21 protein-coding genes are annotated in these 25,693 nt (G+C 44.7%); 17 read left to right on the top strand and 4 right to left on the bottom strand.

The window, feature by feature from the left end:
- The first annotated feature begins 17 nt into the window (after positions 1 to 17).
- The 16 genes from G517_RS0109195 to G517_RS18500 all read left to right on the top strand — a co-directional run bounded on the left by G517_RS0109195 (position 18) and on the right by G517_RS18500 (position 14,220).
- On the top strand, positions 18 to 1,007 hold the full coding sequence (locus G517_RS0109195) for an aromatic/alkene monooxygenase hydroxylase subunit beta (protein WP_028304169.1): 990 nt from the start codon (positions 18 to 20) through the stop codon (positions 1,005 to 1,007).
- Positions 1,008 to 1,016: 9 nt separating this feature from the next.
- The gene (locus tag G517_RS0109190; protein WP_028304168.1) at positions 1,017 to 1,286 is read left to right on the top strand and encodes an MmoB/DmpM family protein; all 270 of its coding nucleotides are present in this window, start codon (positions 1,017 to 1,019) and stop codon (positions 1,284 to 1,286) included.
- Between the two features lie 30 nt (positions 1,287 to 1,316).
- Entirely contained in the window at positions 1,317 to 2,825 is a 1,509-nt protein-coding gene (locus G517_RS0109185; RefSeq protein ID WP_028304167.1) for an aromatic/alkene/methane monooxygenase hydroxylase/oxygenase subunit alpha, read from the top strand.
- An 84-nt stretch (positions 2,826 to 2,909) separates the two neighbouring features.
- Positions 2,910 to 3,272, top strand: coding sequence for a phenol hydroxylase subunit P4 (locus tag G517_RS0109180; protein ID WP_028304166.1), 363 nt, complete (start codon positions 2,910 to 2,912; stop codon positions 3,270 to 3,272).
- A 10-nt stretch (positions 3,273 to 3,282) separates the two neighbouring features.
- Complete coding sequence (locus tag G517_RS0109175) at positions 3,283 to 4,344, top strand: NADH:ubiquinone reductase (Na(+)-transporting) subunit F (RefSeq protein ID WP_028304165.1); 1,062 nt, start codon at positions 3,283 to 3,285, stop codon at positions 4,342 to 4,344.
- Between the two features lie 37 nt (positions 4,345 to 4,381).
- Positions 4,382 to 4,687, top strand: coding sequence for a 2Fe-2S iron-sulfur cluster-binding protein (locus G517_RS18505; protein WP_036591033.1), 306 nt, complete (start codon positions 4,382 to 4,384; stop codon positions 4,685 to 4,687).
- A 42-nt stretch (positions 4,688 to 4,729) separates the two neighbouring features.
- A complete protein-coding gene (locus G517_RS0109165) occupies positions 4,730 to 5,650 on the top strand; it encodes a catechol 2,3-dioxygenase (protein ID WP_028304164.1) in 921 nt (306 codons plus the stop codon).
- A gap of 77 nt (positions 5,651 to 5,727) precedes the next feature.
- Positions 5,728 to 7,188, top strand: a complete 1,461-nt coding sequence (locus G517_RS0109160; protein WP_028304163.1) for a 2-hydroxymuconic semialdehyde dehydrogenase — start codon at positions 5,728 to 5,730, stop codon at positions 7,186 to 7,188.
- Between the two features lie 61 nt (positions 7,189 to 7,249).
- Positions 7,250 to 8,035 (top strand): 2-oxopent-4-enoate hydratase, encoded by a 786-nt coding sequence (gene dmpE, locus G517_RS0109155; RefSeq protein ID WP_028304162.1) that lies wholly within the window; start codon positions 7,250 to 7,252, stop codon positions 8,033 to 8,035.
- 47 nt (positions 8,036 to 8,082) lie between these two features.
- On the top strand, positions 8,083 to 8,994 hold the full coding sequence (locus tag G517_RS0109150) for an acetaldehyde dehydrogenase (acetylating) (protein WP_028304161.1): 912 nt from the start codon (positions 8,083 to 8,085) through the stop codon (positions 8,992 to 8,994).
- Positions 8,995 to 9,004: 10 nt separating this feature from the next.
- Positions 9,005 to 10,033, top strand: a complete 1,029-nt coding sequence (dmpG, locus tag G517_RS0109145; RefSeq protein ID WP_028304160.1) for a 4-hydroxy-2-oxovalerate aldolase — start codon at positions 9,005 to 9,007, stop codon at positions 10,031 to 10,033.
- Entirely contained in the window at positions 10,033 to 10,833 is an 801-nt protein-coding gene (gene dmpH / locus G517_RS0109140; RefSeq protein ID WP_028304159.1) for a 2-oxo-3-hexenedioate decarboxylase, read from the top strand. The genes dmpG and dmpH overlap by 1 nt, the downstream gene beginning before the upstream one ends.
- A gap of 86 nt (positions 10,834 to 10,919) precedes the next feature.
- A complete protein-coding gene (locus tag G517_RS0109135) occupies positions 10,920 to 11,723 on the top strand; it encodes a SphA family protein (protein ID WP_028304158.1) in 804 nt (267 codons plus the stop codon).
- Between the two features lie 73 nt (positions 11,724 to 11,796).
- Positions 11,797 to 11,988, top strand: coding sequence for a 2-hydroxymuconate tautomerase (locus G517_RS0109130; protein WP_028304157.1), 192 nt, complete (start codon positions 11,797 to 11,799; stop codon positions 11,986 to 11,988).
- 74 nt (positions 11,989 to 12,062) lie between these two features.
- On the top strand, positions 12,063 to 13,598 hold the full coding sequence (locus tag G517_RS0109125; protein WP_028304156.1) for a methyl-accepting chemotaxis protein: 1,536 nt from the start codon (positions 12,063 to 12,065) through the stop codon (positions 13,596 to 13,598).
- 31 nt (positions 13,599 to 13,629) lie between these two features.
- Positions 13,630 to 14,220, top strand: coding sequence for an antibiotic biosynthesis monooxygenase (locus tag G517_RS18500; RefSeq protein ID WP_036591032.1), 591 nt, complete (start codon positions 13,630 to 13,632; stop codon positions 14,218 to 14,220).
- Positions 14,221 to 14,424: 204 nt separating this feature from the next.
- On the opposite strand, the gene trmH is transcribed toward G517_RS18500, so the two are convergent.
- From trmH to G517_RS0109100, 4 genes are all read right to left on the bottom strand, one after another.
- Positions 14,425 to 15,183: a tRNA (guanosine(18)-2'-O)-methyltransferase TrmH gene (gene trmH, locus G517_RS18495; RefSeq protein ID WP_084632149.1), complete on the bottom strand. Its 759-nt coding sequence runs from the start codon at positions 15,181 to 15,183 to the stop codon at positions 14,425 to 14,427.
- Between the two features lie 60 nt (positions 15,184 to 15,243).
- On the bottom strand, positions 15,244 to 15,690 hold the full coding sequence (locus tag G517_RS0109110; protein WP_157833178.1) for a hypothetical protein: 447 nt from the start codon (positions 15,688 to 15,690) through the stop codon (positions 15,244 to 15,246).
- Between the two features lie 173 nt (positions 15,691 to 15,863).
- A complete protein-coding gene (gene pbpC, locus G517_RS0109105; protein WP_036591031.1) occupies positions 15,864 to 18,257 on the bottom strand; it encodes a penicillin-binding protein 1C in 2,394 nt (797 codons plus the stop codon).
- 27 nt (positions 18,258 to 18,284) lie between these two features.
- Entirely contained in the window at positions 18,285 to 23,366 is a 5,082-nt protein-coding gene (locus G517_RS0109100; RefSeq protein WP_028304153.1) for an alpha-2-macroglobulin family protein, read from the bottom strand.
- A gap of 358 nt (positions 23,367 to 23,724) precedes the next feature.
- Between G517_RS0109100 and G517_RS0109095 the strand changes: the two genes are divergently transcribed.
- Entirely contained in the window at positions 23,725 to 25,692 is a 1,968-nt protein-coding gene (locus tag G517_RS0109095; RefSeq protein WP_028304152.1) for a methyl-accepting chemotaxis protein, read from the top strand.
- Position 25,693 lies beyond the last annotated feature (1 nt).

Genomic DNA, 25,693 nt, shown 5'->3' with positions numbered 1-25,693 from the left:
CCGATGGGTAAGAGCTGATGACAATTGAAATAAAAACAGCAACTTTACAGCCAATACGCAATACTTTTGCCAACATTGAACGGCGCTTTGGTGATAAGCCTGCTTCACGTTATCAAGAAGCAACCTATGACTTACAAGGCGAAACGAACTTTCATTACCGTCCTTTATGGCAGCCGCAGTATGAGTTGAATGATAAAAGTCGTACACAAATAAAAATGGAAGATTGGTACGATCTTAAAGATCCACGCCAGTTTTACTACGGTACTTATGTACAGCAACGAGCCAAGCATCAAGAGGCAACAGAAACTAATTACAGCTTTTTTGATAAGCGTGGTTTAACTGAACATTTACCTGAAGAAGTTAAATCTCACCTAATTACCTACCTGATTCCTTTACGTCATGTTGAACATACGGCGAATCTAAACAATATGTATGGCTGTGCTTTTGGGTATGGCACCGCAATTACTCAGGCGCTGTTATATAACGCAATGGATAGACTAGGTAACGCTCAGTATCTTTCCAGAATCGGCTTGTTATTAGACGGCAATAGTTCTGAATCCTTAGCTACAGCAAAACAAGAGTGGCTAAAAAATCCTGCCTGGCAAGGCATGCGAGCTTTGTGTGAAGAAATGACCACTGTTGAAGACTGGTTTGAGGTTTTTATTGCTCAAGATCTAGTCGTCGATACGTTGGTTTTTAATCTTTTCTATGAACAGCTAGATCAAAAATTAGCAGTTATGGGTGGTCGAGATGTAGCTCTACTCACTGAATTCATGCAGGTCTGGAATAAAGATTCTAGTCGTTGGTTGGACAGTGTTTTAAAAACCGTAGCAAGTGAGTCTGAAGATAACCGCGCACTGCTTGAAGAGTGGGTTCAGCAATGGCGAGTAAAAACATTAGCGGCTTTAAGGCCTGTTATTGCGGCTATGTTAGATAAGGGTGATGCACTTGATATTGCAGATGCATTGTTAGAAGCACGCCTCAAAAAAATTGGTATTACCCGCTAAGGAGTCAACATGTCTAAGGTTTATTTAGCACTTCAAGATAACGACGATTCTCGTTATATCGTAGAAGCTATTTCAGAAGATAACCCTAGTGCGACCGTTATCAATCAACCGGCCATGATTCGTATTGAGAATGAAGGTGAGTTGGTTGTACTTCGTGAAACTGTAGAAGAAAAAATTGGTCGTGAATGGGATGTACAAGAATTACACCTAAGCTTAATTACCCTAGGCGGTAATGTTGATGAAGATGAAGACCAGCTTCGCCTTAGCTGGAATGTTTAAGCCAAACACAATAATAAGAAGGTAAATACAATGGTTGCCAAAAAACTTAATTTGAAAGACAAGTATCGTGCTCTAACCCGCGATTTAGACTGGGATTATGATTACGCTGATCGTAAAAAAGCATTTCCTTACGAAGAGTTTGAAGGCATTAAAATTACTGACTGGTCTAAGTGGGAAGACCCTTTTCGTTTAACTATGGATGCTTATTGGAAGTATCAGGCAGAAAAAGAGAAAAAACTCTACGCAATTTTTGATGCTTTTTCACAAAATAATGGCCATTTAAACGTGAGCGATGCACGTTATGTAAACGCAATCAAAGTGTTTTTAACGGGTGTTTCACCACTTGAGTATCAAGCTTTCCAAGGTTATGCCCATGTGGGTCGCCAATTTGGCGGTGCGGGTGCGCGTGTTGCTTGCCAAATGCAATCCATTGATGAGTTGCGTCACGTTCAAACTCAAATTCATGCTATGAGCCATTACAACAAGTTCTTTGATGGCTTTCAAGATTGGACACACATGCATGACCGTGTTTGGTACTTGTCGGTACCTAAGTCTTTCTTTGACGATGCACGTTCAGCCGGTCCTTTCGAGTTCTTAATAGCTATCAGTTTTAGCTTTGAATACGTTTTAACCAATCTCTTGTTTGTACCCTTTATGTCAGGTGCTGCACACAATGGTGATATGGCAACTTGTACTTTTGGTTTCTCTGCTCAGTCAGATGAAGCGCGTCATATGACCTTGGGTTTAGAAATTATTAAATTCCTACTAGAACAGCATGAAGACAACGTTCCCATTGTACAAAAGTGGATTGATAAGTGGTTTTGGCGTGGTACGCGTTTACTAGCCATTGTCGCCATGATGATGGATTACATGTTGCCTAATAAGGTGATGTCTTGGAAAGAAGCTTGGGAAGTTTATTTTGAAGATGCAGGTGGTGCATTGTTCAAAGATTTAGCCCGTTACGGTATTCGTATGCCCAAGTTTGTTGAAACCACTGCTAAAGAAAAAGAACACATTTCTCATCAGGCTTGGTGGATTTTCTACACCCATGGCCATGCTGCAGGCTTCCATACTTCAATTCCTAGTGCAGAAGAAATGGACTGGTTAAGTGAAAAGTACCCAGACACCTTTGATAAATACTATCGCCCACGTTGGGAGCTAGCGAAGGAAATGGAAGATAGAGGTGAGCGTTTTTACACTAATGGCTTACCTCAACTTTGCACTACCTGCCAGATACCTATGGGCTTTACCGAGATGGATGATCCTACTCAAATTGCTTACCGTTCGAGTGATTTTGAAGGTGAGAAATACCATTTCTGTTCAGATGGCTGTAAACATATTTTTGATGAAGAACCTGAAAAATATGTGCAGTCCTGGCTGCCAGTTCACCAAATTTATCAGGGCAACTGTGGTGGTGCCGATGTAGAAACTGTTTTGCGTGAGTACTACAAGATGAATCTAGGTGAAGACAATATGGACTTCAAAGGTTCACCTGATGAGAAACGCTGGAATGAATGGAAAAGCAAAGGCGTTGCTTAATTAATTATTACAACCTGAATAATAAAAAAATAGAGCTGTTAGGGAATTTTAGCCTAGCAGCTCCCTAAAACGGGAATGAATACCATGTCAGTCGTCGCTATAACACCTGATTATAAATTTGAAGCAAAAGATCGTTTTGAAAACTTTCATGGCAATCAAATTGTTTATGTGGGTTGGGATCATCACCTAATGTTTTGTGCTGCTTTTGCCTACCCACTACCACCAACCACCACTTTTTCAGACCTAAGAGACAAGGTAATGTCTGAGGGTTTTGCTGTGCACCCTGAATACAGCAAAATTAATTGGGAAACAGCCACTTGGCTATTAGATAACGAACCTTTTAAACCACAGTTAGATAAAAGCCTAGAAGATCAGGGTATTGGTCATAAGTCATTACTTAGGTTTCAAACCCCTGAGCTCAAGGGTTATAAGAACGCAGGAGTTTGAGGAGAAGATTATGTCCTACCAGGTAACAGTGGAACCAACAGGCGATGTGGTTGAAGTAGAAGAAGGACAAACCCTATTAGATGCAGCATTAAGACAGGGAGTTTGGCTTCCCTTTGCTTGCGGGCATGGAACCTGCGGTACTTGCAAAGTACAGGTGCTAGAAGGCGATGTTGATGTTGGAGCTGCATCACCTTTTGCACTAATGGATATGGAGCGTGAGGAAGGTGTTGTTTTAGCTTGTTGTGCCTTACCTGAGTCTGACTTGGTTATTGAAGCTGATATAGATGTTGATCCAGATTTTGCTGGTTATCAAATAGAAGATTACCAAGCAAAGGTAGTTTCTATAGAAGAGCTATCGCCCACTATTAAAGGTATTCGACTCGCACTAGATCGGCCTATGCAGTTTCAGGCGGGTCAGTATGTGAACCTTAACTTACCTAGTGTTGAAGGAAGTCGAGCCTTTTCAATCGCTAACTCACCGACAGATTCAAGCTATGTTGATTTGCATGTAAGGCTTGTTCCTGAAGGTAAAGGTACCAGTTGGATTCATCAAACCATGCAACTGGGTGATGAATTAAAAGTTTCAGGCCCTTATGGACAGTTTTTTGTTCGTAAGACTGATGACAAGGATGTCATCTTTATTGCTGGGGGCTCTGGCTTATCAAGCCCGCTATCAATGATTAGTGACTTACTTGAAACAGGTGATAAGCGACAGATTTACCTCTTTCAAGGTGCAAGAAATTTAGCTGAGCTGTACAAAAAATCTGAATTAGATGCTTTGGCTGAAAAGTACAGTAATTTTCATTACATTCCAGCCTTGAATGAACCCTTAGAAACTGATGATTGGCAAGGTTTTTGTGGTTTTGTACATGAAGCAGCGAATGATCATTTTAAAGGCCGCTTGTCTGGCCATAAAGCTTATTTGTGTGGTCCACCACCTATGATTGATTCAGCCATCACTATGTTAATGCAGGGGCGGGTATTTGAAGCAGATATCCATATGGAGAAATTTTTAACTGCGGCAGATGGTGCAACGGCTGATTCAAGATCGGCTCTTTTTAAACGTATTTAATAGGCTTAAGCGTATTTAACTAGCTGAAGGGTTAATTATGGCCATAGAAAATGCTTGCCAAATATCTGTTACTAACCGTCAACAGGTGTTCAAGGTACCTAAAGGTGAACCCCTATTGATGGCTATGGAAAAACTAAATCAACGTGCCATTGATGTGGGTTGTCGAGGAGGAGGTTGTGGACTTTGCAAAGTCAAAGTTCTGCAAGGTGATTACCAGACTAAGCGAATGAGTAAAGCCCATATTAGTGAAGAAGAAGCAGCCTTGGGATTTGCTTTAGCTTGTCGGCTAACACCTTTAAGTGATCTAGAGCTTGAGTCGGATCACTTCCCATTAAAAAAGTAGTAAATACAACAAGTAATATAAAAACAAAAAGAGGAAGTCAAAATGATAAAAGGTGTAATGCGCCCAGGCCACGTACAGATCCGTGTATTAGATATGGATGAAGCGGTTAAACACTACGTTGAGCTACTCGGTCTAATTGAAACCGGTCGTGATAATCAAGGCCGTGTTTTTCTAAAAGGCTGGACAGAGGTCGATAAATATTCAGTGATTCTTCGTGAAGCAGATGAGCCAGGTATGGATTTTATGGGCTTTAAATGTGTTGATGAAGCCACTTTAGATACCCTTGCAGCTGATGTGCGTGAATTGGGTATTGAAGTAAAAGAAATCCCTGCTGGCGATCTACCAGACTGTGGGCGTCGTATGCAGTTTGTTGCACCGACTGGTCATACGTTTGAACTTTATGCCACTAAAGAGCAAACCGGCAAATGGGGGATCAGTGATGTTAACCCAGAAGCCTGGCCACGCGGTTTAAAAGGTATGAAAGCAACACGTTTTGATCACTGCCTACTTTACGGTGATGATTTAGAAGGCAACTTAAAGTTATTTGAAACTCTGGGTTTTGGCTTAGCTGAACAAGTACTAGACCCTGAAGGTAATAAAGCTGCTTTATTCTTAACGGCTTCTATGAAAGAGCACGATATAGCCTTTATCAAGCATGAAGAAAAGAACAAGTTCCACCATGCTTCTTTCTATCTAGATACTTGGGAAGATGTATTGCGTGCTGCGGATTTAATTACCATGACCAACACTTCTTTAGATATTGGGCCTACCCGTCATGGTTTAACTCATGGACAAACAATTTACTTCTTTGACCCTTCAGGTAATCGTAGTGAAGTTTTCTGTGGTGGTAGCTACTTCTACCCAGATCACAAAACCATTACATGGAAAGTCGAAGAGTTAGGTAAAGCAATTTTCTATCACACCCGTGAATTGAATGAGCGTTTTTTAACGGCTTTAACCTAGTAAAACCCGTGGTATCAACCCTAGTGGTTGATACCCTATTATTTAATGACTGGATAAGTTTAGTAAGAGAAAAATTTATGAAAGAATTTAAGCACTTTATCAATGGTCAATACGTTGCATCGGCCAGTGGTAAAACCTTTGAAAACCGTAGTCCGGTCGACAACAGTCTGCTCGGTAAAACATATGAAGCAGGCCGTGAAGAAGTTGATGCAGCAGTAAAAGCAGCCAAAGCAGCACTTAAAGGCCCTTGGGGTAAACTCACCCAGGTTGAACGAACTAAACTGCTTAATAAAGTAGCCGATCGCATTAATGAGCGATTTGAAGAATTCCTAGAAGCTGAGTGCCTTGATACAGGTAAACCTCGCTCGATTGCAGCACATATAGACATTCCACGTGGTGCAGCCAACTTTAAAGCCTTTACTGAAACCTCTGCTAACTTACCCACCGAAGGTTTCCGCATGGATACCCCAGACGGTAAAGGCGCAATGAACTTTGGCCACCGCACACCCAAGGGCGTTATTGCTGTTGTTGCTCCTTGGAATCTACCCCTATTACTCATGACTTGGAAAGTGGGCCCTGCCTTGGCTTGCGGTAACACCGTGGTTGTTAAACCTTCTGAAGAAACCCCTATGACCACCACCCTTTTGGGTGAAGTGATGAATGAGTGCGGTGTTCCACCGGGAGTATTTAACGTTGTTCACGGGTTTGGCCCTGATTCAGCCGGTGAATTTTTAACCACTCACCCGGATGTAGACGCCATTACTTTTACGGGTGAAACCCGTACGGGCGAAGCCATTATGAAAGCGGCGGCAGTGGGTTTACGAAATATATCACTAGAGTGTGGTGGTAAAAATCCCAGTATCGTCTTTGCCGACTGTGATATTGAAAAAGCAGTAGAAGGCACCATGCGTTCTGCCTTTGTTAACTGTGGGCAAGTTTGTCTAGGTACTGAGCGTGTTTATGTTGAACGCCCAATTTTTGATCAATTTTTAGCCCGCATGAAAGAAGAAGTAGCTAAGTTAAAGCTGGGTCGACCTGAAGATGAACAAGCCAATTTTGGCCCCTTGGTAAGCCAAGAACACCGATCAAAAGTTAAATATTACTATGACTTAGCGGTTGAAGAAGGCGCTAAGGTAGAAATTGGTGGTGGTATTCCTGATATGGGTGCAGCGCTTAATGATGGTGCTTGGATAGAGCCTACCATTTGGACAGGTTTAGCCGATGATGCCCGTGTTATGCGTGAAGAAATCTTTGGACCTTGCTGCCATATCCGCCCTTTTGATAGTGAAGATGAAGTCATCGCACTCGCTAACGATACCGACTACGGTTTAGCTGCAGCGATTTGGACAGAAAACTCTGCTCGTGCAGTTCGTGTTGCTGAACAAATGGAAGCTGGCATTGTTTGGGTTAACGCTTGGTTCCTTCGTGATTTACGCACCTCGTTTGGTGGTGCTAAGCAATCAGGTATTGGTCGTGAAGGTGGTGTGCACGGTATGGAGTTTTATACCGAAATGAAAAATATCTGCATTAAACTTTAAACACGAAATTCTAAACACAAAATTCTAATTAAATTATAACCCAGCTATAGGCGAGCCATTAATGAACAAAGAACTGATACAAAGCTGTGGTGACGAGCTGTACCAAGCCATGGTTGAAGGCAAAGCGATTGGCCCTTTAACCGAACGCCATCCGACTATGAGCATTGAAGATGCCTACCAAATTTCACTGCGCATGCTAGAGCGTCGCCTAGCCGCAGGTGAACACATTATTGGTAAAAAAATCGGCGTTACTTCCAAAGCTGTGCAAGACATGCTCAATGTTCACCAGCCCGATTTTGGTTATTTAACCAATACAATGGCCTTTAACCAGGGGGAAGAAATGCCGATCAGCCAAATGCTGATGCAGCCCCGTGCTGAGGGTGAAATTGCTTTTATTCTTAAAAAAGACCTAATGGGTCCCGGTGTTACTAATGCCGATGTGTTAGCGGCCACTGACTGTGTAATGCCTTGCTTTGAAGTGGTGGATTCACGCATTGAAGATTGGAAAATAAAAATCCAAGACACGGTAGCTGATAATGCTTCCTGTGGTTTATTTATTTTAGGCGATCAAGCCGTTAGCCCAACAAAAGTCGACCTAGCGACTTGCGGTATGGTGGTCGAAAAAAATGGATCAGTGATTAGTACGGGTGCAGGCGCAGCGGCGTTAGGCAGTCCAGTCAACTGTGTTGCTTGGTTGGCTAATACCTTAGGCCACTTTGGAATTCCACTGAAAGCGGGTGAAGTGATTCTTTCGGGTTCACTCGTACCCTTAGTACCAGTCAAAGCCGGTGACCACATGAGCCTAAGTATTGGCGGTATGGGTAACGCTTCGGTACGTTTTGTTTAAGCACCATTTTTTAAGCCTCACTTCACCTAATAAAATCAGGCATTAATATGAGTAAAAAACTAAAAGCCATCATTATTGGTCCAGGTAATATCGGTACAGACCTGTTGATGAAAATACAACGCTCTGAGTGGGTAGAACCCGTTTGGATGGTGGGAATTGATCCCTCCTCAGAAGGTTTAAAACGTGCCGAAGCCATGGGTATAAAAACCTGTGCAACTGGTGTGGATGGTGTGTTAGAACATATTATTAAAGATGATATCCGCATTGCCTTTGATGCCACATCAGCCTACGTTCATGCTGAAAACAGCCGTAAGCTGAATGAACTAGGCGTGATTATGATTGACCTAACGCCCGCGGCGATTGGTCCTTTTTGTGTACCGCCCGTCAACCTAGTTGAACAAACCAAAAACCTAGCCATGAACGTGAATATGGTGACTTGTGGTGGGCAAGCTACTATTCCTATGGTCGCAGCTATCTCTCGTGTGCAGCCGGTTGAATACGGCGAAATTGTTGCCACTGTTTCTTCTCGCTCAGTTGGCCCTGGTACGCGCGTTAATATTGATGAATTTACTCGTACCACCGCTAGCGGTGTTGAGCAAGTGGGTGGTGCTAAAAAAGGCAAGGCAATCATTGTTATTAATCCTGCCGAGCCACCCTTAATGATGCGCGATACCGTACATTGCTTAACCGAAACCGCACCCGACCAAGCTGCTATTACTGAATCCATTCATGCCATGGTTAAAGAAGTGCAGCGCTATGTGCCAGGTTACACCTTGGTAAATGGCCCAGTGTTTGATGGTAACCGTGTGTCTTGCTTTATGCAGGTTGAAGGCCTAGGCGACTTCCTACCCAAGTATGCAGGCAACTTAGACATAATGACCGCTGCTGCCCTGCGTACCGCAGAAATGTTTGCTGAAGAAGCAGCGAATCAGTCCATCACATTACCCGCTCGCGGCTAGGAGAAACCCAATGAACTTACAAGGTAAAAAAGTCACCCTCCACGACATGAGCCTACGCGATGGTATGCACGCTAAGCGCCACCAAATTTCACTCGAAGAAATGGTGAGCATAGCCACAGGCTTAGACCAAGCGGGTATGCCAATGATTGAAGTAACTCACGGTGATGGCCTAGGCGGTGCTTCAGTTAACTACGGCTTCCCTGCACACAGCGATGAAGAGTATCTAAAAGCCGTTGTTCCCCAAATGAAGCAGGCTAAAATTTCAGCCTTATTGTTACCGGGTATTGGAACGGTTGATCATTTAAACATGGCTAAAGACTGTGGTGTCACCAGTATTCGCGTGGCAACCCACTGTACCGAAGCTGATGTGAGCCAACAGCATATTACCCAAGCCGCAAAAATGGGCATGGATACTGTGGGCTTTTTAATGATGGCGCACATGATCCGCCCAGAAAAAATTCTGGAGCAAGCTAGGTTGATGATCAGCTACGGTGCTAACTGCATTTATGCCACTGACTCAGCGGGTTATATGCTGCCGGATGATGTGACTGCTCGCATAGGGCTGCTGCGTAACGAACTGCCTAACAATATCGAAGTAGGTTTTCATGGACACCACAACCTAGGTATGGGCATTGCTAACTCGCTAGCCGCCATAGAAGCTGGTGCTACTCGCATTGATGGTTCGGTTGCGGGTTTAGGTGCCGGTGCGGGTAATACACCGCTAGAAGTTTTTTGTGCTGTGCTAGATCGCATGGATGTAACAACGGGTATTGATCTATTCAAAATTATGGACGTTGCAGAAGACCTAGTTGTTCCTCTGATGGATCATCCGGTTCGTGTTGACCGCAACTCACTAACACTAGGTTATGCCGGTGTTTATTCTTCTTTCCTACTTTTTGCTAAGCGTGCCGAAGAAAACTACGGTATCTCTGCCCGTGACCTACTCGTAGAACTGGGTCGTCGTGGTACCGTGGGTGGACAAGAAGACATGATTGAAGACCTAGCTTTAACCATGGCAAAAGAACAAGGGTTAATCTAATGGAAAATACAAATAAACTGACTAAAGCTCAAATTGATGAGCTAGCGACCTACTGTGAAGATGCAGAGCTTAAGCAACAAGAAATTACCAAGGTTACCGATAAATATCCCGACATGACCTATCGTGATGCTTTTGATGTGCAGTGGGAAGTGCGTCGTCGCAAAGTGGCACGTGGTCATAAAGTTGTTGGTATGAAAATGGGCTTAACCTCTTGGGCAAAAATGGCACAAATGGGTGTTGAACAACCTTGTTATGGTTACCTAGCCGACTACTTTAGCGTACCAGAAGGCGGTGAAATCAAAATGGATGAGTTGATTCATCCAAAAATTGAAGCAGAAATTGCCTTTGTAACCAAAGCCCCGCTTAAAGGTCCAGGCATCCATATTGGTGATGTGTTAAGAGCCACTGATTTTATTATTCCAGCCGTAGAAGTAATTGATTCACGCTACAAAGATTTTAAGTTCGACTTAAAAAGCGTGATTGCTGACAACTCCAGTTCCAGCCGTTTTATTACCGGTGGCCGTATGGCACTCTTAGAAGATGTAGATATTAAGAATCTAGGTGTTGTCATGGAAATTAATGGCGAAATTGTCGCTACTGGTGCCGGTGCTGCGGTATTAGGCCACCCAGCAGCTTCGGTTGCCATGCTGGCTAACATGATGGGTGAGCGTGGCGAAGAGATTCCAGCAGGCACGTTCATTATGACGGGTGGTATTACAGCCGCTGTTACGGTTAACCGAGGTGATTCTATTAATATCCGCTACCAAGACTTAGGCAGTATTACTGCAAAATTTATTTAACTAGTTACTACTAACAAACAAAAGAACAGGGATGTTCTAATACTATAAGAAATAGCACTAATAAAAATAAAAAGGTAGTTTATAAAATGAAAATAAAACAACTCGCAGCATTAGCTGTTGCTTCATCCTGTTTATCACTTCCAGTTTTTGCTGGTCATTATGTACCCGGTATAGAGGGCGTAAAAGCTAGTTCTGTACCTCCGCCTGGTGTTTACTATAAGGGTTATTACGTTAATTATGATGTGGATGATAATGCAAATGTAACCGTTAATGCTTTAGCACATAGACTTATTTGGGTAACACCGCAAGAGTTTTTAGGTGGTGATTTAACTCTTGAAGCCATTTTACCTATGGTTAATGAAAAAGTTAAAGCAGGTGGAGTAACGGTTAAAAGTGAATCTGGTTTAGGTGATTTGTATTTGGGTGGTGTTATTGGCTGGCATGGTAAGCAGTGGGATGCCGTGGGTGGCATGGGCTACTGGGCTGAAACGGGTGACAAAGACAAGGTGGGCCAAGGTCATGATGGTATTATGCTGACCTTTGGTGGTACTTATAAGTTAAACCAAGTAGGTGACATTACTTTAAGTGGTTTAGGCCGTTATGAAATTAATGGTGATAAAAATGGTGGGGTAACAGTGGAAGATAATCTTACTTTTGAATGGGGCTTAGGTAAAAGCTATGGCACATTAGATGTGGGTGTTATTGGTTACATTACTAGAGAAATGTCTGGTTCTAATAAGGAAGAGCGTAATGCTCTGGGTTTATCATTAGGGAAGTTTTGGCCAAGCCTTATGTTAGGTGCTGATATTGCAGGCTACAAAGAGTATAGCTATGAGAATTTTGCTGGTGACGGTAGGGTAATTCGTGCTTCTTTAACCAAAGTTTTTTAATTTTAAATAGGGCTAAAAGCGAGTCCATTTTAGCCCTATTTTTGATCTGTTAATTATTTATTAGGAGGTAAGTATGCCTATTGCACAGTTGTATATTTTAGAAGGTCGTAGTGATGAAGTTAAAGAAGCACTTATTTCTGAAATTACTGAAGCTATGGTGAAAACACTAGACGCACCCAGAGAAGTGGTTAGGGTTATTGTTACTGAAATGCCTAAGCAACACTTTGGCATGGGTGGTTCTTCAGCTAAAAAGTTAGGTAAATAAAATAAAATCTTACAAAATATGGCTATTAATTAACCCGTTTTTTGTTTTTTTATTTTAAGGTAACAGATAGAGCTATGGATAATAAAAAAAATACTAGCCATATACTATTAATGAACCCTGAAGGTGTCATTAGGTACACTTGCAGTAAAACTCGGGAAAAGTTTGGGCTAACAAAAAATGAATTTCAGTCACTTAACTTTCAAAAGCTTAAACATGCACAAATGCCTGAAGGCCCTTATAAAGACCTTTGGTACGTGGTTAGTAAAGGTAGACCTTGGCTAGGTATTTTGCAGTTAGAGGCAAGAGGAGCAGCTTTTTGGGTGAGTTGTTATGTTGTACCTGTTACTGAGGCAGGTAAGGTTATTGAGCTACACTGTATTATGCAAGAGGCTAGTGCCAGTGTAACGCAACGAGCCAGTGATATTTATACGTTAAGAAAAGCAGGGAAGATGCCTTGGCGACTTAAAAACCCTTTGAATAAAACTTGGCAAAAGCTTTATTTAGTGTCTCTGATTTCTTTATTACCACTAATAGCTAGTAATATTTTTAATACTAAGCCACTGTTAACCATTGGTATTTTTTCTTCTAGTGCATTGCTTTTATTTATATTACAGAAAATTATTCTAAACCCACTCAGTACACTGATAGAAGAAAGTCGTAAAATAGTTTATCACCCTATTAAACAGTTAATTTATACCAATACGGTTGATGATATTGGCCAACTAACATTGGTTTTGTCTATGCAGCAAGAGCAAACTAAAGCATTAATGCATAGGTTTCAAAACACCTCGGATCAAATCCTTACACGTGCTGAAAATACTATGAATGGCATGACACGTATATTTAAAGATATAAAAAATCAAAAAGATACTTTGGGAGACCTTTCATTAGCTAGCAGCAACTTGAAAGAAAACATTTTAGAAATGAATGTTCAATATAAGGAAAGTGCAGATGCTTCTACAGCAACTCTAGAGCAGGTTGAGCTTGGTAAAAATACCTTAAAAACTGCGATAGAAAGTAATTATAAGTTGGCAGAAAAAATACAACAAAGCCAAGGTTACTTCGATCAGCTAGCAGTCAGCAGTAATAAAATTGGTGAAATTATTGCAGTTATTCAAAATGTAGCTGAGCAAACTAACCTTTTAGCTTTAAATGCAGCGATAGAAGCAGCTCGTGCTGGTGAAGCGGGTCGAGGTTTTGCTGTGGTTGCAGATGAAGTAAGAGCACTGGCAGGCGAAACACAAAAGTCAGCAGTTAATATTCAAACAATGATTGGTGAGCTACAAGAGGCAACTAATTCAATTTTGGAAACGATGAGTGATGAGAAGGCGTTATCAGCAAAAAGTGTTGAGCAGATAGAAAAAGCAAGTTCATCATTTAATAATATTTTAGAGTTTGTCGCTACGCTGATGCATAAAATCTCTAGCTTAGAAGACTGCAATACACAACAAAACTTAGCCACTGCTGCGATTGATGAAAAGGTAATTAAACTAGAAGAAATTACTAATCGGTCAGTCACAGATGCTGAAACTGCTTTAGGTTTAAACCAAGCGGTAGCAACTATGACACGTAACCAAAGTTTAATGGTCGCTGGCCTTTCGCAAGCCTAGCGACAGTAAATATTATCTAAAGAGAAAAACTATGGGACATGTATATTCAACCAATGAAACCCCTGACAATGTTGTAACTGTTGTTGTTTCTAGACGAGTTAAGTCGGGTTGTGAAGTCGAGTTTGAAAAATTAAGTACAGCTATGTCTGAGGCAGCAACTAAATTCCAGGGTCATCTAGGTAGTAATATGTTTCGTCCTGCATCAACGGATGATCCTGAATACCGTATTGTTTTTAAGTTTAGAACCCCAGCTGATCTAGAAAAGTGGCAAAATTCAGCAGAACGTTTGGCATATTTGGATAACTTTGAAGAGCTTTTAATAGAGCCAGCTAAAACTGAAGTGCTTTCAGGGATGGTGACTTGGTTTACCTTGCCAGGACAAAACCCTGTTAAACCACCGCCTAAATATAAAATGACCTTAGTTAGTTGGTTAGCACTTTATCCTGCGGTATCGATAATTTTTTTAGTTTTTGGTGATTTATTGCAGCCAGTCCCCCTCTTGTTAAGAACAATGATTATCACTGGTTTTTTAATGCCTTTAATGTCTTATATATTAATGCCACGCTTTACTCGCTGGTTTGCTTTTTGGCTTTACCCAAAAAAACAGCAAAGCCGTAGCTAAAGCGGGATTGTTTGGGGGGCTTATCAACCTGTGTCGAAGATGCCCCATGCCCTAGCCTATAAACCTTGAGAGTAGATCGTTGGGACGGAGGCTTATATTGAAAGTCAATTCAACTGGAAGCTCCCCCCCAAGATTGAATAATCAACCGTTGAGGGTTATATCCGAGGTTATACGCCGTTCTTAATGGCGCTCTCTTTTAAGATCTTAATCTATAGGCTCATACCGAGCTTCCGCTTCAGAGATAACGGCTTTTACGGCTTGTCGCTTTTCCCGTACCTGATCCCGAATAACCCGCACCGATTGATACCATTCAGAGGGGTTTTCAATATCACCCTCTTCGGTTAAGGGTGGGTATTCTAGATGACGTTCTTTGCAATACTGGGCGATTTTAGGCTGCGCCCATTCAAATAGTGTGGCCTGGTACTCGTCAGCATCCATGCGGGATTCATTATAAAGCCCTGCATCTACTCGCTGCCGCTGGGCTTCGGACAAAATAATAGCCGCTGCGACGGAGACATTGAAGGACTCCACCATGCCCATCATGGGAATCATAATATGTTCATCCGCCAATTCTGCCGCTGTATCGCTCACACCGAATTTCTCCGCTCCCATCAAGATAGCGCAGGGTTGGGTGTAGTCCAGCTCACGGTAATCCACGGCCCGATCGGTAAAAGTTGCCGCGTAAACTTTAAAACCTTCTGCCTGTAGTGTCTTGATGGGCGATTCAACCCCCTCATAAAGATGCACTTTAACCCAGCTGTGACTGCCTTTCGCGGTGCCATGATAGGTGCCATAACCACCATCAGGATCAGCGGAATGCACGTAAGGCACGCCTACCGCATCGCAAGTGCGCACAATAGCCGACAGGTTACGGGGTTTGTGAACATTATCAGTGATTACCGTTAGGTCTGGCTGGCGGCGGTTCAAGACCTCTTTTATCTTGATAAAGCGCTCTGGACTCACAACACATTCCTCAAATTGATCAGGGTGATATTTCTAAGGTCGTATAAAATCGGGCGGATATTATGCCGCTTGTGCGCTGCCCGTCCATTCTACGCCCACAGCAAAAGCCATCAGTGTCAAAATAATTTGAATCAACAATAGCGTCTGTAACTGGGCATTACGCTTCTTCGCACCCGGCCAGTTAATCCCTCTTACGGCTTGGCGCAGATCAACATTTCTCAGCCAAAACAACGGCATCTGTAAAACGCCAATGGCAATAATTAATCCCCAAAAAATAATGGGCGACAATGTTTCTAACGTCGTAAGAAAGAACCCAGCCCCTAAAATAATAAGCCCAATAACCGACAAACCTTGCTGTACAGAAAGAGCCGAAAGACGTTGACTAAAGCCTGCATCAAGATAGCGAGCCGCTGGTGATATCAGTTCAGATGAAAACGCATACAGTGCAGGAAGCAAAATAAATGCTAACGCCAAAACAAGCAGCGGGGTATTCAACATCAATTCCAAAGTAAATCCTTAAATAAGCAGATAAATCTGCTCTAAGTTACTCAAATAGCCCGTGATTGGGTTATCTACTTAGAGTGCTCGACATTATAAATCAGAGTATTGATGAGGTGGGGGTATTTTTTTACAAGTTCAATAGCCGCTCTCCAAATGCACCTCTTAAGCAAGTTATTTCTTTAACGTTTAGAGGCTGGTTCAAGCGCAATATTAACGCGATCTAATCGATCTTGAGCATCCAACACCACCAATTCATAGCTGCCAACTTGATCAAAGCGTAGCCTAATGGGAGTATTTTGCTCACTACTGCCCTGATAACGCCCGTTGAGAAACCAATCCCGCTGACCTTGCCCGCCAGTGGCGAAAACCTCAAGCTCTATTTGAGTCGATGGTAGGGGCTGCAATAAGCGCTCACCACTTTTTAGTCCAACAATATGTAAAGGGGCTGCCAGCCCTTCGCTCTGCTGACAAGCATCGGCCAACGGTGGTAACTGTTCGCTAAAGCGCCAGCGCTTTGCGATCCAGGGTTCTACGGCTTGGGGCCAAAGTGCGAGTTTTAATGGCATTGCGTCTCTTAACGATGCTGTTGCTCCTTGGCGAGTATCAGGGACACAGCCGTAACTTACTCGCTCACCTTTGCTATTCACCCGTACCGTTAAAAGGCTAGGTTGCAGGCCATCGCTGGTGATGTCCCTTAACGTCGGCGGTACTTGCTGACGAATAATCCATGCTTGATGAGCCACATGACAATGGGCTGGCGTTGTCTCTTCAGCCAGTTGCCCTAAAGGCCAGCAGATACTTCTTTGCTGTACTCGGTCAGGCATCTCGGGCCAGCGAGGATAAGCATCCAGATAATCCTGAATTCGAAACAGAATCGGCAGAGCCGTAATAGCACCAAAATACCCCGGAGAAGGCGTACCATCAGGACGCCCCACCCAAACACCAATCGTCAACTTAGGTGTTACGCCTATCGCCCATGCATCACGAAAGCCGTAGCTGGTGCCGGTTTTCCACGCAACCCCCGGTGCCTGCTCCCGTATTGCTGGATTATGGCTATTATCGGGTCGTGGATTACGCAGCATTCGCGCGACGACCCAAGCGGTTTCCTCCGACATTAGCCAGCGACTAGAGCGTTGCTCTTGAGCTATTTTTTTATTATTAAGAACATGAAGAGGCGCCACCTGCCCTTTATTGGCTAAACTGCCGTAAAGCGTCACCAGATCCCAAAGGTTAAAGCCGCCACCGCCTAATGCCATGGCTAGATTGGGCCGGCTCCCCATAGGCATACGATAGGGCGTTCGAACATTGGTTAAAGCGGCAGCAAAATGCTCAGGCGTCAACGCCTCCAACACTTGCACGACAGGCAGATTAAGGGACTGTCGCAATGCCGTATGGGTGTCAACGGCACCAGAAAAGGCACGGGCAAAGTTCTGGGGCTGATACTCTTTTTGATAACGGGGGGTGTCTCTTAATAGACTGGCGCTATGGATCAAGCCTTCTTCCAAGGCCAAGCCATAGATAAATGGCTTTAACGTTGAGCCCGGCGAGCGGATAGCCTGCACCATATCGACCGAGCCAAAACGCTGCTGATTTAAGAAGTCTGCGGAGCCAACATAGGCGATAACCTCTTGATTCTGATTGTCGGCCACTAAAATGGCCGCGGACTGTCCTGTGGGATAAACCTGTATCTCTTCCTGTAAGAGTGTTTGCAGTTCGCTCTGAATATCGGCATCCAAGGTGGTGTGAATAACCGCTTGCTGAGGGTGCCGTTGATGTAGCTCCCGAGCAAGCAAGGGTGCTAACAGAGGAATATCAGGCTGCCATGCCACCACCGCTTCAAGCTTTGCTCTCTGATAACGCTCTTGATCTATTGCGCCAAAATCAAACATTCTTTTTAGCACTTTATCTCGCGCTTGCTTGGCTCTATAAGGATAGCGATCAGGTCTTAGCCGAGAGGGAGCCTGCGGCAATACCGCTAATAGAGCACTTTGAGCGAGGGATAATTCCGATGCAGAACGATCAAGATACAGGCGGCTGGCGGCTTCGACCCCTTCAATAACCCCGCCCATAGGGACGTAGTTCAGGTAGAGGGTCAGGATTTCATCCTTCGTTAAATGCCACTCTAGCTGTAACGCTCGCAACAGCTGATGCAGCTTACCCAAAAGCGTACGCTCATGATGATCTAGCCGACGAGCAACCTGCATCGTAATCGTCGAGCCACCAGAGACGATGCAGCCACAGCGCCAGTTTTGCCAAGCAGCACGGATAATAGCAAAGGGATTGATACCTGGATGGTAATAAAACCAACGGTCTTCGTAGGCAAGTACCGCCTTAAAGTAATCCGGTGAAACCTGATCAAGCCCGACCTGATAGCGCCATAACCCCTGATGATCAGCAAAGATACGCAGGGGGCGCTGGTGACGATCAACCACTGTCTGAGCAAACCCCTGTTGCCCTGCTTTCGGCAAAGGCAAAGGGTAGCGTCTGTCCAGTAATGTCAATATCAACATCAAAGCCAGCACGGCAAAGGCAGTGCTAACAATCGCCATCATGATCGTTCGGCGCGGGTTCATCGCTCTATCTTGCTACTCATACTTTTTCTATTGATCATCGGGCTGAGAAACCACAAGCAAGCCGGGGCTATCACTAATAGCTCTCACTTCGGGGTTATACATATCTTCAACCAGTGTATTTGGAATCTGATAACGGCCCGGAGTAACCGCCCGTGCTAAATAGAAAATCTGGGTTGTTTCATCATCACCCCAACGACCATCTTTGCCGCTGGTTAACGCCGTAACAAAACGATCATCACGGTATTCCTGATGCTGAATATCGGCATCTTTTACCCATGCCTCTAATGAACGACCATCTACGTTGATCTCATTCAGTTTTAGAGAATCCCCCAGGTTTTGATTTTCTAACTCAAGGCCTGCCGGTAGCAGATCCACCAGTAAAAGATCAGAGCGGAATTGATCACTTTGAACCACTAGGCTCACTAAAACGCGGTCGCCGGTTTGCAGTTCAATTTTTCCATTACGGACAGGTAACGGCTGGCCTTGAACATCCATAAACCGGCGGCTGACAGTCACGCCACCTTGGCTTGATGCCGGCGGAGCCGTTTTAGGTGAACTCTGCACAGAGAAATCAGTATAAAGCACCCCGTCACTGTGGTTGGTAATAGAGGCACCTTTCAACAAATCATCCCCTGTACGGGTTAAGTAGAATGCGCCATCGTGGCGAACTGTGCGAATTTCATCACCTAAGCGCAGATCAGCCTGCCATAGTTTGCCGGTTTTGTTGTTTAGGGCGTTTGATAATTGAAAGACAGAGACCTGCTCCTGAGTGCTCAAATAGCGACGTTTTTTTAGCTCAGTACTCACTGAACGAGTCAAGGTTTGAACGTATCCGCCGTCTAGGTTTTGCTCGGCCAGTAAACGCGCTTGCTGAGCTTTATCCCGAATATCTGAACCATAGTTACCAATATAGCGCCAGCTTTCCTCTTTCTTAGCCTGCGCCAGCAACTGATTTGCTAAGCCCTTATCCCCTTGTAACTTAGCCGCCATAGCCAGATGAACCAGACTTAACGAAGGCGTATCGCCAACGCTTTGCGCCAACTGTCGAATATCAGCCAAGGTAGCTCGATTATGGCGTGCTAAAACATAATGAGCATAAGCCTGGTAGGCAAAACGATATTGATCAGGCTCCGGTGACCAACGTTCACGTAGATTACCCCGTCCACGGGTGTAATCCTGCAGCCGTTTTAAGGTACGCTCTAGCATTCCGGCATCAACCGAAACCCCTGCGTCCATCGCGTCGCTCATAAAATGACCAGCGTAGGCAGTTAGCCAATGCTGCTCGTACTCATCCGTGGCCGACCACATGCCAAAACCACCATTGCTTTTTTGCTTCTTAGCGATCCGTTCAATACCAGCAGATAGGGCTGTTTGACGATAAGCGGGGGAGAAGGTCTCACTGCTCGTCCCAGTATCAAGGGCATACAGCCATGGGTAAGTGCTGCTAATCGTCTGCTCTAGACAACCGTAGGGATAATGCAAAAGGTTGTTTAGATGGCGATGGACATCCAAGGGGACGGTATTGCTGATTCCTGCGGCGATCTTTAGGCTTTCCGGCTGCACGCTCTCTAGTAAAGCGGGGTTCAGGGTTATGGTCTCCCCCGGTGCTAACGCTTCACTTTGGGCATGGGTGCTAACCGGATAAGGTTGACGGCTAACCAACCCCCAACGACGATCAATCGGGTAGTCTGCGATACCGGTTACCTTGGCATTAAACTCAATACGGCCACCCTTAACAGACGAGGCATCGTCCTTGTTCGATAAAACGCCTTTATTCGCCAGAGCACTGCCAACGCTGAACGGGTAACTAAACGTGCGCTTTTCTTTATCTTTTAGGCTTAAGGTTTGTGTTAAAGCCTTGCCATGCAACTGCACCGGCCCTGTTGCGGAGAAGGCGATGGTGATCTCTTGGGTCGCTCCGCTTAAATTGGTCACATCCAGCGCCACCATGGAGTGATCTCCAGAGGCAATAAAGCGCGGTAGTGATAGCTGAGTCACCATAGGTGCCGCAACAGTAATATCCTCAGACATATGGCCAAAACGATTATCGTCAAAGGCAACGGCCATAAGACGTAAGCGGCCATTAAAGTCTGGCAGATCTAAAGGGATGACAGCTTCACCGTTAACCACCTCGACCCGTCCAGAATAGAGGGAGACAATTTGCACCTCAGAGCGCGCCAAATCCCCACCGCGGGTTAAGCCGCCATCCCCACCAAAGGCGATACCGGCTTTTTGCTCATCGTTGAGTTCGATTAGATCACCGTACATATCATAATGTCCGACCTGATAGCGACGCTGATCAAAGAAGAACTCGAAAGGTTTTGGTGCCTCAAAGCGCGTAATAGACAGAATACCCACATCAACAGCCGCTAGAGTTACCCAGGCTTTTTTGACGGGCTGACCCGCACTATCGGCAATTTTAAGACGAGCAGATACCGTTTGATTGGGTAACCATTTGTCAGGTAACGCTGCGCTTACATCCAGCTGGCGCTCGTGGCGATCCAGCGGCAAATGCATAACCCCTATCGCCCGCGTCGGCGTGATACGCGCCTTGCTGTCCGTGGGCTGCAGATGTAAAGCGGTAATATAAAGATCATGACGGCTCCATTTTTTATCAACGGGAATCTCAATCACCCGCCCCTCTTTTGGCGTACTAATTCGCTTTGACCACAACAGATGGTCGCTTTCAACCAGAATAAGGGTTTCACCTGCAGATGGCGGCGTAACGGTCAGTTTTATCTGATCTCCGGCTTTATAAGCGGCTTTATCAAGAGCCAAGGCAACCTGATCTGGGAACGCACTATTTTGCGGCTGATCTCCCCACCAGTAATCGGTTTCAAAGGGTAGCTTGGTGACAAGTCCTGTGCTGTTATCGGTTATCTCTAGACGATACTGCCCCCAATTAACCGGAACCTCTATTTTGGCCTTATCACCTGAGGCGATAGAAACCGGCAGAGTCAATTCTGTAATATCCTGATCGGTATGAGTACTGTACCAGCCTCGACTATCACTGAAACGCCAGTAGGTTTTACGGGTGCGATTCACCACTTTGACCGTCAGGTCAGACTGGGCCAGCAGTTTGCCTTGGGCATTGGTATAGATCAGCTCAAACTCAGCCAAGCTATTGCTGGCAACCTTGTTATCAAACAGCGGTCGTACACCAACTAACTGGGGCGCGGGTAGCAGTTGTTGTGTATAACGACGCACAACGGGGCGGCCTCCGCTTTCATATAGACTGCCGGTGATTTGCGCCTGAAGCGGGATCTTCGTTTTCTGCCAAACAGATGGTTCATTCAGCGTTAGCGTACCATCACCGGCCAATCTTAAATTATTGCGGGAAAACGCCTGATTCCAATCCTGATTGTTCGGCTGGCCAAAGAAGAAATCCGGCCATTGCTGAATAGGATGCACCGATGGCTTAATCTGATACGCGGCCTCAAACCGATTATTCGCCGCAGGCGCGCCATAGAGATATTCCCCTAGCACCTTAATACTCAGTGGTTTATCAGCAAGCTGCACGCTTGATGCGTTATCGGGATTCCAGCTAATTTTCAGCCGTTCAGGCATAAAGTCTTCTACTTTAAAGCTGTAGCGCCATACCTGATTGTCTGGGCCTTTAACATTAACCTGCCAATTACCGGTTTTCGCATCCGCCGCTAAAGGGTAATCGAAAGTGTAAAAACCATTACCGCTGCTTTCCCAGCTTAGATTCTTTACCTTTTGTCCATCAGGGCGGGTCAGCGTTAGCATCAGCTTGGTATTTGAAATGCTGTTATTTAATCCGTGGTCAGAAGAAAAAACCTGTCCATCTTCATTTCGCAGTAACCCATTAATCGTTACCGTGTCACCGCCTCGGTACAGATCCCTTGGTGAATAGATAAAGAGTTCCTGCTCATAAAAAGGACGTGTCCCTATCCCCATACGAGATAGATCCAGCGGTGATGAATTCAGCGGCATCAGTGTAAACGAATCACCTTCTTGGACCATTAAGGCTTTTTGTCGATAAGGCTCTACCTGATAGGGAATATGTGTTTTGCCCATACCGGTCGTGGTATACCAGCGGTTGTGCTCGCCATTTTGAGTTAAAAGATCAACTCTAGCCCCCACCACAGGCTTTGCATCAGACAGTCGATGTACATAAACATCCATCGCCTCTTGATAACGCCGTACGTGCACACCAAGATCCGTAACGCTAAACCAGTTTACCGAAAGAGTATTATCAAAACGGTTAGGGTCTCGCATCACAACCAGATAAACACCGGGCTCTTGTAAAGCTTGAATATCCTGCACCGGAAGATTAACGGTTTTTAGCTTGTTCTCTGTTGGGTTCAACTCAAAACGGGCTTCGTAAACAAGCTCTATTAGCTCATCAATCTCATTCAGCCGGTAATAGCCCTCGGTAGCGCTATGGCGTTTCCAACTGAGCAGTGTACGCAGGGATTCTTCACGGCTATCTACACGGAAAAAACTGGCGTTAGCCTGTGGTACATTTTGGCTTTGTACGGGTAAACCTGCGTGAGAACCCAGAGGCAGGTAGTGCCCGTCACTTAAAAAACGCACAATCTTAGGGGCAGGACTTAAGCGGATCGTTTTTGAATAGGACTTGCTCAGTATTTTTCCGTTGGCAGCGGTTAAACCTTCTGAAACCAAAACTTCATAACTCATTTCTGGTTTTGGATTCAGCAGGTAAAGAAACAAACCGTCATCCGACAAAACCCAATTTGAGTGTTGGCTCGCCACCTGTACATACGACTGAAAAGGCTGAGAGCCATCCAAAGGCACTGAAAAACGAATACCAACAGTATTGCCATCGTCGTAACTGACTTCACCGATATGAGTGACATCTAATGGGAGGTCTTTATAAAGCGCCTGCCGGTCTGCCCCGTCCGCTGACTTATCCACAGAGGCATTCACCGGCACACTGTATAACGCTGAAAACGCCATAAAAAGCACAACAAAAAACAGCGCTAAGCGCGATCGCCCGATTAACACACCCGCCGGTTTAATCCTTTCTTCGGCCAGTAGAACAAGCGATTCACTAGACCGGTGAACCTTATGATTAGACCGGTGAACCTCATGGTTGGCTTTAGCACAGCAGACAGAAAACATAGGTCAAGATTCCCCAGAGCCTAAAAGCAAAATAAGAGCAAAAGCTCTATCCTAAAATGTCACAGCAGTATACCTGATTACAATTACAGTAATAACGTTAGTTAATAGATAAAGAGAATAGAACAGGGTCAGATCGAATAGAAAAAGAATAGTTCGATAATAGAGGAAGAAAGCCGCTTATCAACACAATAGCAATACAATGGCTTTAATTAGCAAAAACGAAGCAAAACATCATTACAAATCGTTACATTACGCTCTGTTTTTACCGGTACTATAACGCTCTTATTTTTATTGACAGTATAACGCTCCTTATTTTCATATATGACCTTGGTCGAACCTATCCTAGACGGCATTCCCAATGCAAACACTAAGATTTAATCAACTATCGATTACCAGTCGAGTTTTGATCTCTCCAATCACCGTTCTCTTGTTGTTGATCTCGGTCAGCGTGATTGCTTTGCTCTCGTTAAATCGCATTGATCGTGATGTGGCTGCGGCAACCACTCAAATAGCCCCGATCACAGAACAGGCTCAGGCTATTAGTGAATACCTGACAGGTCAGCGAATTTTAGTGCTTAACTACCAGCAAAACCCTCAGCCTCTTATGCTGGATGAGTTTGCTACCCGAGAAAAAGCCTTTAGCCAAAACCTCGCGGCACTTCTGCCGTATATGCAAAATGCAGAGCAAAAAGCGGTGTTGAACCGTATTCAGCAATTAAGCCAAGTCTACTCTAAGCTTTTTAGTGAACAGCTTATTGGTTATATGAGCCAACAGTATAATCTACGGGAAAACCTAGAATCTGCTTCCCGAGGCACCGACAGAGCCATTAAGAAGCTAATCACTCAAGTCAGCACTGCTAATCAGGCCGATTTAGTGGTGATCGTCAGTGATCTACAAGCCGCTTTTCAACAATCACGCATTTATCTACACCAATATTTAACCCACCGCGATGAAGCCTTACTGGGCGACGCTGAGTACTATTTAGACGAAGCGAAGGTACTGTTACAAGGATTGGATCTTCCGCTCATCAATGCCATCTTAAAGCGACGAACAGAGCAACTTAAGGCATCACTAGACAGCATGGATTCCATTATTGCGGAAAGCCGTCAGCTTACGCACGATCGCCTATCTGTTCAGCAAGAGCTTGATGCCACTAGTGAAAAAATTACCGCTGCTGCATTAACGCTCAATCAGGGCATCGTTTTATTATTAGATGATACAAGCAATACGGTTCAAGCTTTAACTCAAAAAACACGGTCGAGTTTAATGGGAGCCAGTGCCGTTGCCGCTATTATCGGTTTATTCTTGGCAATATTGGTCAGCCAGAATGTCCGAAAAATACTACTACAGCTCAATAGCCGTTTAACCGATATCGCATCAGGTAATGGTGACTTAACGGTACGCTTACCAGCGCAGGGTGGGCCAGAACTCAGTCGCATCGCGAACAGCTTTAATCAATTTATGCTTAAGCTGCAAAATATGATTCAGCAACTAGCGCGTAATACCGACAGTCTAGCCTCCGCTAGTGGGCAGCTGGCCACCAATAGCCAACAAAGTGTGATTAACGCCCAACAGCAACAAAGTAGCGTACATTCGATCAACAATGCGATAAACCAACTGGTCGACCAGATTGCAGCCATCGACCACAACGCCCAACAGGCAAGTCTCGCCAGCGAGGAAACGGCCCAATCAGCCCTTGCCGGACAACAGGATATTGAGCAAACCCATCAAGCCCTTGAGAGCCTATCCCTTCGGCTAGCAGCGTGCTCTGATCAGGTATTAGGCTTAAGTGAACGCACCCATAGTATCTCTGAAATTACGGATGATATTCAGGGCATTGCAGATCAAACAAGCCTTCTAGCGCTCAATGCGGCTATTGAAGCAGCCAGAGCCGGTGAGCATGGCCGAGGGTTCGCTGTCGTTGCCGATGAAGTTCGCCATCTTGCCAGTCGCACCCACCAAATGACCGAACAAATTGTTGGTATTATTCGTACCATTGGCGACGAAGTACAACAGACCTGTACCGATATGAGCCAGTTACAGCATCAGTCTAGCGAAACACTACAGCAAGCAGAAAAAACGCGCCAAGCCCTGCATCATATTAATCAGTGTGCTGGAGCAACACGTCAGCAGATTGCCTCTATTGCCTCATTATCGGAACAGCAATCCAGCCAAGTAAGCGCATTGCATCAGCAAAGTGAAGCCTTACAACAAACCCTAAATGAAACCGCTCAAGCCAGTGAAGAACGTGCAGAAGCCAGTCAAATTTTAGATACGTTAAGCCAAGACCTTCAACGGATGGCTCGACAGTTTAAAACCCAATAAG

Origin of the sequence: Oceanospirillum maris DSM 6286 (assembly GCF_000422865.1) — a bacterium.
Taxonomy (GTDB): Bacteria; Pseudomonadota; Gammaproteobacteria; order Pseudomonadales; family Halomonadaceae; genus Oceanospirillum; species Oceanospirillum maris.
The sequence above is the reverse complement of the archived record's forward strand: the minus strand, read 5'-3'. Positions and strand labels throughout refer to the sequence as shown.

What these genes read in the sequence shown, in the direction of transcription:
- G517_RS0109135 (WP_028304158.1), top strand. Translation starts at nt 10,920, where the DNA reads ATGAAAATAAAACAACTCGCAGCATTAGCTGTTGCTTCATCCTGTTTA.
- dmpG (WP_028304160.1), top strand. Translation starts at nt 9,005, where the DNA reads ATGAACTTACAAGGTAAAAAAGTCACCCTCCACGACATGAGCCTACGC.
- G517_RS0109180 (WP_028304166.1), top strand. Translation starts at nt 2,910, where the DNA reads ATGTCAGTCGTCGCTATAACACCTGATTATAAATTTGAAGCAAAAGAT.
- dmpH (WP_028304159.1), top strand. Translation starts at nt 10,033, where the DNA reads ATGGAAAATACAAATAAACTGACTAAAGCTCAAATTGATGAGCTAGCG.
- G517_RS0109130 (WP_028304157.1), top strand. Translation starts at nt 11,797, where the DNA reads ATGCCTATTGCACAGTTGTATATTTTAGAAGGTCGTAGTGATGAAGTT.
- G517_RS0109100 (WP_028304153.1), bottom strand. Translation starts at nt 23,366, where the DNA reads ATGTTTTCTGTCTGCTGTGCTAAAGCCAACCATGAGGTTCACCGGTCT.
- G517_RS18500 (WP_036591032.1), top strand. Translation starts at nt 13,630, where the DNA reads ATGGGACATGTATATTCAACCAATGAAACCCCTGACAATGTTGTAACT.
- G517_RS0109165 (WP_028304164.1), top strand. Translation starts at nt 4,730, where the DNA reads ATGATAAAAGGTGTAATGCGCCCAGGCCACGTACAGATCCGTGTATTA.
- G517_RS0109175 (WP_028304165.1), top strand. Translation starts at nt 3,283, where the DNA reads ATGTCCTACCAGGTAACAGTGGAACCAACAGGCGATGTGGTTGAAGTA.
- dmpE (WP_028304162.1), top strand. Translation starts at nt 7,250, where the DNA reads ATGAACAAAGAACTGATACAAAGCTGTGGTGACGAGCTGTACCAAGCC.
- G517_RS0109160 (WP_028304163.1), top strand. Translation starts at nt 5,728, where the DNA reads ATGAAAGAATTTAAGCACTTTATCAATGGTCAATACGTTGCATCGGCC.
- G517_RS0109150 (WP_028304161.1), top strand. Translation starts at nt 8,083, where the DNA reads ATGAGTAAAAAACTAAAAGCCATCATTATTGGTCCAGGTAATATCGGT.
- pbpC (WP_036591031.1), bottom strand. Translation starts at nt 18,257, where the DNA reads ATGAACCCGCGCCGAACGATCATGATGGCGATTGTTAGCACTGCCTTT.
- G517_RS0109125 (WP_028304156.1), top strand. Translation starts at nt 12,063, where the DNA reads ATGGATAATAAAAAAAATACTAGCCATATACTATTAATGAACCCTGAA.
- G517_RS0109190 (WP_028304168.1), top strand. Translation starts at nt 1,017, where the DNA reads ATGTCTAAGGTTTATTTAGCACTTCAAGATAACGACGATTCTCGTTAT.
- G517_RS18505 (WP_036591033.1), top strand. Translation starts at nt 4,382, where the DNA reads ATGGCCATAGAAAATGCTTGCCAAATATCTGTTACTAACCGTCAACAG.
- G517_RS0109195 (WP_028304169.1), top strand. Translation starts at nt 18, where the DNA reads ATGACAATTGAAATAAAAACAGCAACTTTACAGCCAATACGCAATACT.
- G517_RS0109095 (WP_028304152.1), top strand. Translation starts at nt 23,725, where the DNA reads ATGCAAACACTAAGATTTAATCAACTATCGATTACCAGTCGAGTTTTG.
- G517_RS0109185 (WP_028304167.1), top strand. Translation starts at nt 1,317, where the DNA reads ATGGTTGCCAAAAAACTTAATTTGAAAGACAAGTATCGTGCTCTAACC.